13 protein-coding genes are annotated in these 13,275 nt (G+C 52.7%); all 13 read left to right on the forward strand.

Annotated elements, in window-relative coordinates; genetic code table 11:
- The first annotated feature begins 1 nt into the window (after window position 1).
- A complete protein-coding gene (locus ABFD83_00100; GenBank protein MEN6355463.1) occupies window positions 2–235 on the forward strand; it encodes a 4-oxalocrotonate tautomerase family protein in 234 nt (77 codons plus the stop codon).
- The gene (locus ABFD83_00105; protein MEN6355464.1) at window positions 232–705 is read left to right on the forward strand and encodes a GNAT family N-acetyltransferase; all 474 of its coding nucleotides are present in this window, start codon (window positions 232–234) and stop codon (window positions 703–705) included. Before ABFD83_00100 ends, ABFD83_00105 begins: the two co-directional genes overlap by 4 nt.
- 39 nt (window positions 706–744) lie before the next feature.
- Window positions 745–1,074 (forward strand): nucleotidyltransferase domain-containing protein, encoded by a 330-nt coding sequence (locus ABFD83_00110; protein ID MEN6355465.1) that lies wholly within the window; start codon window positions 745–747, stop codon window positions 1,072–1,074.
- Window positions 1,058–1,438 (forward strand): HEPN domain-containing protein, encoded by a 381-nt coding sequence (locus tag ABFD83_00115; GenBank protein MEN6355466.1) that lies wholly within the window; start codon window positions 1,058–1,060, stop codon window positions 1,436–1,438. The genes ABFD83_00110 and ABFD83_00115 overlap by 17 nt, the downstream gene beginning before the upstream one ends.
- Window positions 1,439–1,516: 78 nt before the next feature.
- Window positions 1,517–4,165 carry an alanine--tRNA ligase gene (gene alaS, locus ABFD83_00120; GenBank protein MEN6355467.1) on the forward strand — a complete coding sequence of 883 codons (2,649 nt, stop codon included), beginning with the start codon at window positions 1,517–1,519 and terminating at the stop codon, window positions 4,163–4,165.
- A 104-nt stretch (window positions 4,166–4,269) separates the two neighbouring features.
- Window positions 4,270–6,384 (forward strand): hypothetical protein, encoded by a 2,115-nt coding sequence (locus ABFD83_00125; protein ID MEN6355468.1) that lies wholly within the window; start codon window positions 4,270–4,272, stop codon window positions 6,382–6,384.
- Entirely contained in the window at window positions 6,377–6,808 is a 432-nt protein-coding gene (ruvX, locus tag ABFD83_00130) for a Holliday junction resolvase RuvX (protein MEN6355469.1), read from the forward strand. Before ABFD83_00125 ends, ruvX begins: the two co-directional genes overlap by 8 nt.
- Window positions 6,809–6,860: 52 nt before the next feature.
- On the forward strand, window positions 6,861–7,916 hold the full coding sequence (gene mltG, locus ABFD83_00135; protein ID MEN6355470.1) for an endolytic transglycosylase MltG: 1,056 nt from the start codon (window positions 6,861–6,863) through the stop codon (window positions 7,914–7,916).
- 1 nt (window position 7,917) lies between these two features.
- Window positions 7,918–8,475 (forward strand): YqeG family HAD IIIA-type phosphatase, encoded by a 558-nt coding sequence (locus ABFD83_00140; GenBank protein MEN6355471.1) that lies wholly within the window; start codon window positions 7,918–7,920, stop codon window positions 8,473–8,475.
- A 2-nt stretch (window positions 8,476–8,477) separates the two neighbouring features.
- Window positions 8,478–9,323, forward strand: a complete 846-nt coding sequence (locus tag ABFD83_00145) for a shikimate dehydrogenase (protein MEN6355472.1) — start codon at window positions 8,478–8,480, stop codon at window positions 9,321–9,323.
- A gap of 45 nt (window positions 9,324–9,368) precedes the next feature.
- Complete coding sequence (locus ABFD83_00150) at window positions 9,369–11,153, forward strand: ATPase, T2SS/T4P/T4SS family (GenBank protein MEN6355473.1); 1,785 nt, start codon at window positions 9,369–9,371, stop codon at window positions 11,151–11,153.
- A gap of 69 nt (window positions 11,154–11,222) precedes the next feature.
- Complete coding sequence (locus ABFD83_00155; protein ID MEN6355474.1) at window positions 11,223–12,356, forward strand: type IV pilus twitching motility protein PilT; 1,134 nt, start codon at window positions 11,223–11,225, stop codon at window positions 12,354–12,356.
- Window positions 12,357–12,409: 53 nt separating this feature from the next.
- Window positions 12,410–13,275 (forward strand): type II secretion system F family protein (locus ABFD83_00160; protein ID MEN6355475.1); only part of this gene is annotated, 866 nt, incomplete at its 3' end.

A 13,275-nucleotide genomic window follows, 5' to 3' on the forward strand; every position in this document is an offset into this window, starting at 1 on the left:
TATGCCGATTGTAACGATAAAGATCGCAAAAGGGCGAAACATCGAGACAAAGCGCAAACTGGCCCGTGCGATTACGGATGCGGTCGTATCGACACTCGATGTAAAGCCTGAATGGGTGAACGTGCTTATAGAAGAACTCGACCGGCAGAATTGGGCCACCAGCGGTAAGTTACATGCGGACATGTTTGGGGAAGGATGTGGTATGCAGGGAGTTGGAGAAAATAAAGATATATGAGCGCAGCAGGATCGCGTGTAATGGTTGATGTAGAACTTAAAGAGGTCACTAAGGAGTCTTGGCCGGAGGTCATGAACCTCGCGTTCAAGTTGGAGCAGGGCGGTTTGGTAGCCCCCAACTTTTATAAAGTCCGTGAGTTTAAGGCTGAGCCTACATTTGTTCAGCTTGCGGTTTTCTATGGTGATGAGGTAGTCGGCTTTGCGATGTACGGCCTGGACCCGGATGACGGCAATTACTGGATTTACAGGTTGATGATAGATGTCGACCGCCAGAGATGCGGCTTCGGCAAAGCGGCATTGTTAAAACTTATAGATTTGATGAGCAAGCTGCCCGATTGCAATGAGATATACGTCGGATATCGCCCGGAAAACTTTGTCGCGCACGCTCTGTATATGAGCATAGGTTTCCAGCGGACCGGTCAGATGCTCCAGGGTGAGTATATCGCATGTCTGGATTTGAAGAACAAGTAGCCAAGGCAATCTTGTGTCTGTGAGACTGGTCAGAGAATAATGAGCACATCCAGTACAGATAGCATAATAGATAGCATTGTAGATCGAATCATTGAGGCTGCAAGCCCGGAGCGTATTGTGCTTTTCGGCAGCAGGGCGCGCGGCACTTTTCGTGATGACAGCGACTATGACGTACTGGTGATAAAAGAGTCTGACGAGCCCAGGTTCAGACGTTCCGCGCCACTATATACGAAACTAGCGGACCTTTCGGTTGAGGTGGAAGTAGTTGTTTATACACCCGAAGAGGTTTCTGAATGGAGCCAGGTGCCGCAGGCGTTCGTGACGACTGCTTTGCGCGAGGGAAAGGTCATCTATGAAAGAGCGGCATGATTTGGTCCAGTCTCTGCTGCGAAAAGCAGATAGTGACATCTTGGCTGCGGAAGCAACACTCAATGCAGGTGCTCTTGATGCTACGGCATTTCATGCTCAACAAGCTGCTGAGAAGTTGCTAAAGGCATATTTAACTAGTGTAGACATAGACTATCCATTCACTCATAACCTTGCGAGGCTTGTGGAGCTTTGTGCACGAGAAAACACTGATTTTGATGTGTTGAGGCCAATTGTCGAGATATTAATCCCGTATGCAGTTGAACTTCGTTACGATGGTGATTTCTGGCCCGATAAAGCCACGGCGGAAGAAGCCTTGTCGCTTGCGCATCAAGTCAAGGATTTTGTAATGGCAAGGCTCGCATAATTTGTGCTTACGGTTTGGCAAGTATCAACAACTCCATAAACCACAACTCATAACAAAATAAAACTGGACATAAAACTCATGCTTAGTAGTGAACTTAGAACCAAATACCTGAAATTCTTCGAGAGCAAAGGCCATCTGATCCACCCCAGCGATTCGCTTGTGCCGGACGACGCCAGCCTGCTCTATACATCCGCCGGGATGGTGCAGTTCAAGCCCTATTTCGTGGGCGAACGAGTGCCTCCGGCGACGAAGATCACCACATCCCAGAAGTGCATGCGCACGGACGATATAGACGAAGTCGGCGATGCCTTTCACCACACCTTCTTCGAGATGCTCGGCAACTTCAGCTTCGGAGATTATTTCAAGCGCGACGCTATCCACTGGGCATGGGAGTTTTTGACCGAGGTGTTGAAGATAAATCCCGAACGCCTTTGGACCAGCATTTATATCGATGATGATGAAGCCGCCGATGTGTGGATCAAAGAGATCGGCTTTTCGGCGAATAGGGTCGTGAGGCTTGGCGAGGATAAGAACTATTGGCCCGCCGATGCTCCCAGCAAAGGCCCGAATGGGCCTTGTGGGCCTTGTAATGAGATATTCTTTGATACCAAACCCGAACTCGGCCCGCCAGAGGATCCGGCATGGTCAATAGCGCACGACTCCAGCCGATTTGTCGAGATTTGGAACCTGGTTTTCCAGCAGTTCGATAGGCAGGAAGACGGCACCATGAAGCCGCTTCCTACGAAGAATATCGATACCGGGATGGGGTTTGAGCGTACTATTACTGTGCTCAGTGGGATGCCCAGCGATTATGAGACCGATCTCTTCCTGCCGATCATTCGGGAAATCGAAAAAATATCCGGCGCCAAATACGGCTCGGATGAAGATACCGACAGAGCTATCCGAGTGGTTGCCGATCATATCAGATCAGCTGTTTTCACCATTGCAGACGGTGTGATGCCGTCCAATGTCGGCCGTGGCTACGTTCTGCGCAGGTTGATTAGGAACGCGGTCGTTAAGGGCCGAAGCCTTGGACTTACCAAGAGCTTCCTGGAGCCGATAGTGCCGATAGTCGTCGAGATAATGGGTGATGTATATCGCGAGATCGCCGACAGGCAGGGTTACATCAAAAAAGTGATCGGCAGCGAGGAAGAAAAATTCCGCCATACTCTCGACAGCGGCATGCAGCGCCTTGAGGACCAGATCGAGTTGGCGGCTTCTACCAGTGAGAAGACTCTCGACGGCGAGGCAGCGTTTACTTTATATGACACCTATGGTTTCCCGCTTGAGCTGACTAAAGAGATCGCGGCTGCAAAGGGCGTCTCTGTGGATATTGACGGTTTCGAGTCCGCGATGGAGGAGCAGCGCAGGCGCGCCAAAGAGTCGAGCGACTTTGCGACCCAGCTCTTCGGCGGCGGCAGCACTGTCATAATCGAGCTTGAAAAGACTATCGATGCCACCAAATTCGTCGGCTATGAGCAGACTGCAGGCGACGCCAATGTGCTTGCTATTATTAAGGGCGGCGAACTGGTCACATCGGCAGGCGAGGGTGACGAGGTCGAGCTTGTGCTGGACGAGACGCCGTTTTATGCGGAGATGGGCGGTCAGGTCGGCGACACAGGTTCGATAGTCAACAATGGCGCATCACTCGATGTGGTCGATACGATCAAGGCTTCACACTTCTTTTTTCACAAGGGCAAGATGCAGTCCGGGACTATCTCGGTCGGCGATTCTGTGCAATGCAAAGTGAACAAGAAGCGCCGCATGTCGATTGCTCGAAACCATACGGCCACTCACCTCCTGCACACGGCTTTGCACGAAGTCCTTGGTGAGCACGCTCTGCAGAAGGGGTCTCTGGTCGACCCGGACAGACTGCGGTTCGACTTTTCGCACTTCCAGGCGGTCACGCGCGATGAGATGCGCCGGATCGAAAACCGCGTCAACGAGTTCATTCTCGAAGACGTGCAGACCAACGTCACTATCTCCAATATAGACGAGGCCCGAAAGATGGGCGCAACGGCCCTCTTTGGCGAGAAATACGGCAATGAGGTCCGCGTGGTCAAGATGGGCGATGTCTCGATAGAGCTTTGCGGCGGCACGCACCTCCAGCACACCGGTCAGGTCGGTCTCTTTAAGCTGATGAGCGAGTCGAGTGTAGGCGCGGGTCTTCGCCGAATTGAGGCCGTGACTGGTGAGGCAGCCGTCCATTACGTCAATGACTTAGAGGACCAGCTTCGAGAGACGGCTGAGGTGCTTGGTTCATCTTTGTCGGATACGGTTTCGGCAGCCGAGCGCGCCGTGCAGGCCGCCAAAGACGCTCAGCGCGAGATAGATATTCTCAAAAGCCAGGGAGCTGCCGAACAGGCAGGCGAACTGGTCGATTCGGCGCAGGAAGCGGGCGGGGTCAAATTTGTAACCGCATCTGTTTCGACAGTCGATGTGCCGACACTCCAAAAGCTCGCCGATGGTGTCGCCGATAAGCTCAAGTCCGGCGTAGTCGTGCTGGCGGGAGTTGCCGACGGTAAGGTCCTTTTTGTCGGCAAAGTCACATCCGATCTTGTCTCTAAAGGCTTCCATGCCGGTAACACTCTCCGCGAAGTCGCAAAAGTCGCGGGCGGCGGCGGTGGCGGCAGACCTGAGTTTGCCCAGGCAGGCGGCAAGGATGCGAGTAAGGTCGACCAGGCTCTGGCAAAGGCGGTAGAGATTATCAAGGCACAGGCAAGTTGATTTTTAACACACCAAATAACCTCTCCCCCGGTCAGTCGCACGTAATCCCCCCTCCGTGTCGGAGGGGGCTAGGGGGCGGTAAGCTGCGTTTTGCCTATAGCATATTGCTGATTTTCCTAACGCTGTTTCTTGCTGCGTCTGCAAACGCTGCGCCAATCTCACAAGGGGTGAGTAAGCAGGGCAAGGTTGTAGTCGTAGTAGCAAATCGCCTTATTCTAGATGACCTGGACAACTCTTCGCTGCCGGCAATCACAAAGATGGTCCGAAACGGCGCGATTGGGCTTGTCAGCCCGAACTGCGTCGGGCCAAAGAGTGAAATTTCATGCATGGTCACCGCAGGGGCAGGCACAAGCTGCCGGGGTGGGACCTTTGTCCGCGACTTTTATGATTCGCTTGAAACAACAGAATACGGCGAGAACGCACAAGAAGCATATACCGGTCAAACAGGTTATAAGGCAGGCCCCCATTCGGCAGTCTTTCTGGGTCTGGGCCCGGCATTGCGTGCAAATATCGATCTCGCCAAACCTGCCAGACTGGGAGCCTTGGGCGATGCTCTTCACGAGTCCGGCAAGAAAACGTGCGTTATAGGAAACTCGGATATTCTTCCGGATCAGATAAATCGATCAGCCGCTGTCCTGGCGATGGACTCACGCGGCCAAATAGATATCGGACGTCTGAGTTCCTCTTTACCGGCAAATGCCGACTTTACGATCATAGACTTTGGTTCAACTACCCATCTGGATGACCTTAAGGACCGCATGACCGATAAGGCTCTGGCTCTGCACAAAGCCGAAGCCATGCGCGATCTGGATAAACTCATCGGCAAGTTGATGCGTGAAAATATCACTCTCGTGCTCGTTTCATTCAGCTTGCCTACGGGAGACTCCTGGGACAGACTCACCCCGATTGTGATCTATGGACCTAAATATAAAGGTGTATTGACTTCTCCGACAACCCGCACCCCTGGCCTTGTCGCCGCAAGTGATTTCGCGCCTACCATTCTCGATATGTCCGGCATACCCGCGCCGTCGGATATCATAGGCCGCCCATCAAAGAGCGTATCCGCTAAGGATAAGCTTGCCGTAGTGCATGAGCTGGACACCCGTGTAAAGGCGCAGCAGGATATAGTTCGGCCTGTTGTGTATGTAGTGGCGGCTGTTGTGGGTCTGTCTTTTGTGGCCGCTATTGTGCTTTTGGGTTTTTCTCTTCGAGCGCCGAGAAGAGTATATGCGTTGATCAGGGTCGGCCTCGTTGCAGCCTGTGCAGCGGCGGTCGCCATGATGCTTGCCGTGCTTGCTCCGGCAGGCGCGGCGGGGTATATTGTGGGGACTTTTGTGTTCTGGGCGATGATTGTGGCAGTCAGCTTTGCTTTAGGCTGGTTATGGGACCGAACAACCGGTATTCGAGCCGCTCCTATGCTTGCTGTCTATGCAATCAGCATAGCTGTGATCATAGTTGACACCTTCACGGGCTGCAGGTTATGCAAGTTTGCTCTTCCCAGTTCATATCAGCTCAGCGGTCTGCGTTTCTATGGAATCGGCAATGAATACGCGAGCATACTGATATCCATGTCCGCGCTTTGTGCTGTTTTTAGCGGTAAGATTGTTCGCAGATGGCTTGCTCCAGCCCTGGGAGCTTTGATAATACTGACACTGGGCATGGGCAGAACCGGCGCCAACTACGGCGCGACGTTTGCCGCCGCCGTCACATTCGGGCTGATCAGTTTTGGTGTCAGCAGGGCCAGGTTCGGGCTTCGGCATGTGATCATGATGTTTGTCGGTGGTTTCGCTCTTATGGCGGTCCTCGCCGTTACGGATTTTCATGCATTCGGATCAGCAGCGGCGCACGCCGGTCGGATGGCGAGCCTTGCGCAGCGAGTTGGGGGAGACTACGTGCTTACCCTGATAGAGCGAAAAGTTCTCTTGAACCTCAGGATCATTGTCCGTCCCGAAGCCATGGTTGCTTATGCCGTGCTTATCCCGATATTTCTGTTTTGGACATATCGAGTGCCCGCTAAACTCAAGGATGAAATTTTTCGCGATAGACAGATCGTCGCCAGCCTGAAAGGTTTCCTGATCGGTATATTGGCTGCATTTGTCTTGAATGATTCGGGCATAGTCATGGCGGTGCTTATGTTCGGCATGCTCTCTTCCCTGGTTCTCTATACTATGATGGAGATCGTCGGCAGCGGTAAAGCCGGGGAGTCTGACAATGCCTAGAATAGCGGCTCTGGATGTGGGTGATGCGACGGTCGGCGTAGCGGTAAGCGATGAGCTTTGCATTACTGCGAACCCTGTGACCACTATCAGGCGTAGTAAAAGTATAAAAACCGACCTTCGTGCCGTGGAAGAACTGCTCAATGAACTGGGAGCCTCCAGGGTTGTTGTAGGGCTGCCGTTGGATCTAAAGGGCGAGGAAGGAATTCAAGCTGCGAAAGTTAAAGACTTCACGGACCGTCTCACAAGGCGTATCAGGATACCTGTTGTTCTGTGGGATGAGTCACTGAGCACTGTTGACGCCGAGTCTTCTCTCATCCAGATGGATATCTCGCGCAAAAAGCGAAAAAAAGTAATCGATCAGATGGCCGCAGCCGTCATATTACGCAGTTACCTTGAAAGTGGAGAGTGGAGGGTGGAGAGCTAAGACCAGGAAAGCAGTCTTGAACGCTTAACTCATAACTCATAACACACAACGCATGAAAAGTATTTTCACTCAGACAAAACCTTATATACTCGTCCTGGTCGCAGCGCTGGTTATAACCGGCCTGTGGCTGTTCGCCTGCTTGCGACCCATCTCGAGCGATGCATCTGCCGTCCGAGTGGTCGTAGCAAAAGGGTATACTGCCAGGGACATCGGCAACTCTCTGGACGAGCAGGGTCTGATCAGAAGCCCGTTTGTATTCATGCTGGCTTGCAAGGCAGGCGGTGCGACGGAGAAACTCAAGCCCGGTGTCTATGAACTGAGCCGGACAATGAGCGTGCCGGAGATAATAAACCATCTCGTCAGCGGCAAGACACTCGAAAGCTGGGTCACAATGCCGGAGGGTTTCACAGCTCGCCAGATGGCCGACCTGCTTCAGAGTAAACGACTGGTAAGTGGGGACTCATTTGTGAGACTGGTCTTGAACCAGACTTACCAGTTCCCGGACTATTCATTTGTTTATGGCAGTTCTCTCGAAGGCTATCTATTTCCTGACACCTACCTGATTGCCAGGGGCACGGACGCGCAGGGAATCACAAGAAAAATGCTGGATACATTCGATCAAAAGGTCATAAAACCCAATAGATCTGAGATCGAGCAGGTCATACGCAATAGATTTGGACTGGGCAAACAATCATTTGCCGAGGGTCTGAACAAACTCTTGATCGTGGCCTCCATGATCGAGCGTGAAGCGAAGGTTTCCAAAGACAGATCGCTCATATCGGCAGTGCTGTGGAACCGTCTTGCAAAGGGTATGAGGTTGGAAGTGGATGCAACCGTGACGTATTCGCCCGGCGAGAGCACAGACAATAAAGACAAAATATACTACGGCGATCTGCATAAAGACTCGCCGTACAATACCTATACCCATGCCGGTCTGCCTGCCGGTCCGATATGCAATCCGGGGCTGGCTTCTATCAAGGCGGCAATGCATCCGGCGAATGTTGATTATTTGTACTACGTTGCCCGGCCCGACGGCAGTCACCATTTCAGCCGGACCTTTGAAGAACACGTCGCCGCCAAAAACGCGATAAAAGACGGTGGCCGGTAATATGGGTGAGCTTCTTGAGCTGTTTCGTCCCGACCAGTACGTGCGGAATGTGAGTGAGATCGACCTTGCAGCGCTAAAGCAGGACGGCTTCAGAGCGCTGATGCTCGATCTGGATAACACGCTTCTGCCCTGGGCAAGCTCACAGGTCCCGGAGTCAAGCAGGCGGTGGATCGAGTCCGCTAAGGCTGTAGGGATGGGGCTTTGTATTGTCTCCAATACGCACAATCCAAAACGGTTGAACGCCGTTGCTCGCGAGCTTGGGATATCTTGTGTGTTCAGGGCATTAAAGCCCAGACCGCACTGTTTTGAGCGCGCATTAAAGATGTTGGGCTGCAAAGCCGAAAATTGCGTCGTAGTGGGCGATCAACTGCTAACGGATATACTGGGCGGCAACTGGGCTTGCATGCATACTATTCTTGTGGAGCCTATGCACCCCAAAGAATTTATCGGCACAAAGCTGAGCCGTCTGATCGAACGGTGGATTATGCGGCGCTTGCGCAGGCCTGCCGCTGGAACAAATGACGGTCTGTACAAGTCAGAAAAACAGGATACCAAGTGAACATGCTCGGCAAAACACGTGTTTTGGGTGTATTCGGACACCCCATAGCCCACAGCCTTTCGCCCGTAATGCAAAACGCTGCGATCGAAGCTTTGGGAATAGATTACGTGTATGTGCCTTTTCATGTGCTGCCAAACGATCTAGAAAAAGCGGTCCATGGAATCAGGGCGCTGAATATTGCGGGGGTAAATGTCACGATCCCTCACAAAGAGAATATCATCGCATATCTCGACGAAGTGAGCGAGCGGTCGATGAGAATTCGTTCCGTAAATACGGTCATCAATAAAGATGGGCATCTTGTTGGTGATACCACCGATGGTCGCGGTTTTCTTAAGTCGGCTCAAGCCGAGTGGGGGAAACTGGACGGCAAAAAAGTCCTGCTTCTTGGAGCAGGCGGATCGGCTAAGGCTGTAAGTTTCGCGCTTGCCGAGATCGGCTGCGAGATAGTGATAGCTAACCGGACTTTTGGCAGGGCCCGGGAGCTTGTTGAGGGTTTGAACACGGTCTTCGGAAGAGACGCAGCGAGGGCCATTGGGATGCAAAGGGAAGCTCTGGCGGATGAAGCGCAAAGCGCCGATCTGCTGGTCAACACCACGTCAGTCGGCATGAGCCCGGATATAGACTCAACTCCGATACCCGGCGACCTGCTGCATTCAAATCTATTGGTTTATGATCTTGTATATAATCCTTCGACCTCTCGGCTTGTCAGACAGGCGCGTGAGCGTGGAGCGCGCGCTGTCAATGGTCTGGGGATGTTGGTCCATCAGGGTGCGCTTTCGCTTGAGATGTGGACCGGACGGCAGGCGCCGGTAGATGTGATGGAAGAAGCGGCTGCTGTTGTGTTATAATTTTTGGGTGTCGCGGATATGCGCGACCGCGTTGAGGTGCAGGCAATGGCTAGAAAAGAATTAGGTGAGGCGCTTGTCGCCAAGGGTGTGATTACCGCTGAGCAGCTTAAAGAAGCAAGAGACGTTCAGCGGAGCGCGCCCGGCGATATCGGCCGCATAATAATAGACCTTGGGTTTGCGGATGCAAAGGCTGTCACGGAGGTTCGCGCCGAGACTCTGGGCATTCCGTTTGTAGACTTGGTAACGCAGAAAATCGACCAGAGCGCGGTAAACGCCGTCCCTGAGCATGTCTCCAAGCGGCACAAGGTTCTGCCTATAGGCAAAAACGGCAACAAACTGATCCTGGCGGTAGTGAACCCCAATGATCCGTATGCAAAACAGGATATTCAGCTTGCCAGCGGCGCTCAGCAAATAGTTATGGCTCTTGCCACTGAGGACGACCTGATGGATGCGATAGACCGCGTATACAGCGGCGGCAGCGCAGGAACTGAAGTCGTGCCCAATGTCGATCCCGGAGCAGTGGCGATTCCGGGGGGTGCAAACGGCGGCGGATCAAGTCTGAATTTGTCTGCCGATATCAGGCAGGCAATTGCCGGTTTCGGAGCGCGTGAAGAGATCTCCGACGAAGACACCGAGAGCATCGCCAAAGTCTCTGAAGAAGCGCCTATTATCCGAATTGCATACACCATCGTGCAGCGAGCGATAGCCGACGGCGCCAGTGACATCCATGTCGAGCCGGACAAGCGCGGAGTGCGCGTGCGATACCGAATTGACGGTGTTTTGCACGAAGTCATGCCTCTGCCTAAGTATATCGACAAGCCTCTGATTTCCAGATTTAAGATCATGTCCGATATGAACATCGCCGAGAGGCGTATTCCTCAGGACGGACGTATTCCGATCCGCTGGGACAACAAAGACTACGACCTTCGTGTTTCTTGTCTGCCGACCGTCCACGGCGAGAAGATCGTTATGAGAATTCTCGATAAGAGTAACGTTCTTATCGGTCTCAACAGGCTGGGTTTCAGTCCCGAAGTGCAGTCCCAGCTCGAAGAAATTGTAGTTCAGCCAAACGGTATGTTCCTGACCACAGGGCCTACAGGTTCCGGTAAGACCACCACGCTTTACTCAGTCCTTCACAAGCTCAACTCAGTCGAAAAGAACATCATCACCATCGAAGACCCTGTAGAATACCAGTTAAGCGGTATCTCGCAGGTCCAGGTCCATAAGAAGGCCGGTCTGACCTTTGCGTCCGCTATGAGGTCATTCCTCCGCCAGGACCCGGATATCATCATGGTCGGTGAAATGAGAGACCTCGAAACCGCTGAAATCGGTGTAGAGGCGTCGCTCACCGGTCACTTTGTTCTTTCGACACTGCACACCAATGACGCTCCGAGTGCGGTTATTCGACTTGTAGATATGGGCGTCGAGCCTTATCTGATTTCAGCGACCGTCATCGCCTGCCTTGCGCAGAGGCTTGCCCGAAAGGTTTGCCAGAAGTGCAAGGTTCCCTACCAGGTCCCCGCCAGCGAATTGCGGCGGTTCGGGTTTAAGGCTTCGGACCCCAATCAGCCGGTCACGCTCTATAAGGGTGAGGGCTGTGAAGTATGCAAGCACACAGGTTATAAAGGCCGAATCGGTATCTACGAGCTTATGAGGATCAACGACGAGATTCGGGAGCTTATGGTCCGCCGTTCTCCTCTTGCCGACCTCAGAGAGGCTGCAAAGGCCAACGGTATGCATGAACTCAGAGAAGACGGTCTGGACAAAGTTCTTCAGGGCGTTACGACACCCGATGAGGTCATGAGAGTCGTCTTCACAGCCGGGCAATAGTGTCCGGCGGTAAATATCTACTTTTTGAAGAGTGAAAAGTAGAAAGCCGAAAGTATTAGGAGCGAGAAATTGGCCGAAAAGGCTGAACAAGCAGTCACATATGACGCCATACACATCGACGACCTACTGCGCGATATGATCGAGCGAAACGCATCCGATCTGCACATATGCGTCGATGTGCCTCCGGTTGTTCGCGTTGACGGTCAGTTGATGCCGCTGAACTATCCGAAGATGGCTTCTACCGATACTCAACGCCTGATGTATGACATACTCTCCGATGAGCAGATTCGGCGTTTTGAAGAGGATTGGGAACTCGACTTTTCATACACTGTGCACTCAATTGCACGGTTCAGGGTCAACATTTTCAGGGACAAGGGCGCTATAGCAGCCGCATTCAGGCTGATCCCTGCCAGGATACCGACGATTCGCGAACTCGGGCTGCCGCTGGTGCTGGAGGGGCTTACAAGAAAGCCCAGAGGCCTTGTATTGGTTACAGGCCCGACAGGCTCGGGCAAGTCCACGACGCTCGCGGCTATGATAAATCAGATCAATAACGAGCGCAGCGCGCATATTATCAGTATCGAGGACCCTATCGAGTATCTTCACGCACACAAATTCAGCATTATTAACCAGCGCGAGTTGGGTCAGGATACAAAAGAGTTTTCGCATGCGCTGCGGTCGGCTTTGAGGGAAGACCCGGACGTGATCCTCGTCGGCGAGATGCGCGACCTGGATACAATGACCAACGCGATTCAAGCTGCCGAAACGGGTCATCTTGTGTTGGCGACCCTGCATACCAGTAGCGCGGCGCAGACAGTGGACCGCATAGTCGATTCATTTCCGGCGACGGGTCAGGAGCAGATACGCCTGATGCTCTCAAACAGCATAGAGGCTGTGTTGTGCCAGCAGCTCCTGCCTCGAGCGGGTCAGCCGGGCCGCATTTGCGCAATGGAGGTAATGATCGCCACTCCCGCGATAAGAAATCTTATCCGTGAGGCTAAGACTCATCAGATCGCCTCTATTATTCAAACCAGCGCAAGCGCAGGCATGATGACTATGGACCAGCACCTGCGCGAGCTTTATCAGCAGGGCTTAATAACTATGGATGAAGCCATGAAAGTAGCCGCGAACCCGGACGAACTGAAGAGTATGGTAAGTATGAATACTACCAGTAATGGCTCCAACTCATTGAATTTTAGGTAACAGGTATCGGGTGCCGGGTTTCGGCGCCCATCACCCGATTGGGGGTTGCAAAAATGCCAAATTATGCATATACGATAAGAGATGCCGTAGGGACAATGATCCCGGGGACCTCTGAAGCCGAAAACGAAGATATTCTGCGTAAAAGGCTTACCGAGCAGGGCTTTACAGTCGTCGAGATCAAACAGACCAAGAGCACTCAGAAGAAAATCGGCGGTATGGGCGGCGTCAAAAAGTCCGAGCTTTCGATCATGTGTCGGCAGTTCTCTACAATGATCGACGCCGGTGTAAACCTTGTGCGCTGTCTTAACGTGCTTACCGATCAGGCGACCAATCCAAAGCTCAAAGCTATTTTGACGGACGTCACGAACGAGGTCGAGGGCGGCCAGACTCTAACCAGGGCGCTGGAGAAGTATCCTACCGTATTCGACAGGCTCTTTATCGGTCTTGTAAACGCCGGCGAGGTCGGTGGAGCGCTCGAAGAAAGCCTTCAGAGACTCTCGCAGTTCCTGGAAAGCGATGTCGAACTGCGGCGTAAGATCAAATCGGCTCTGACCTATCCTGTTATGATTCTTTGCTTTGCCGGCCTGGTAGTTATCGGCTTGATGACTTTCGTTTTGCCGAAGTTCATGAGCATGTTCGTCGACCTGGGTATTAAAGATTTACCCCCACTCACCGCTGCCGTAAAGGCTTGCAGCGACTTCATGATTTCCAAGTGGTACTTCATGATCTTGATTGTCGTGGGCTTTGTGATTGCCATCAGGCTCTTCGGCAGGACAAAAATCGGCAGACGCACTCTGGATACCGTTAAGCTCAAGCTGCCGGTATTTGGAAGTTTGAACCACAAAGTGGCTCTGGCCAGGTTTGCTCGAACGCTTGCCACGCTGCTTTCCAGTGGTGTTGCCATTTTGCAGGCCATGGA

The organism is Armatimonadota bacterium (assembly GCA_039679645.1).
Taxonomy (GTDB): Bacteria; Armatimonadota; UBA5829; order UBA5829; family UBA5829; genus UBA5829.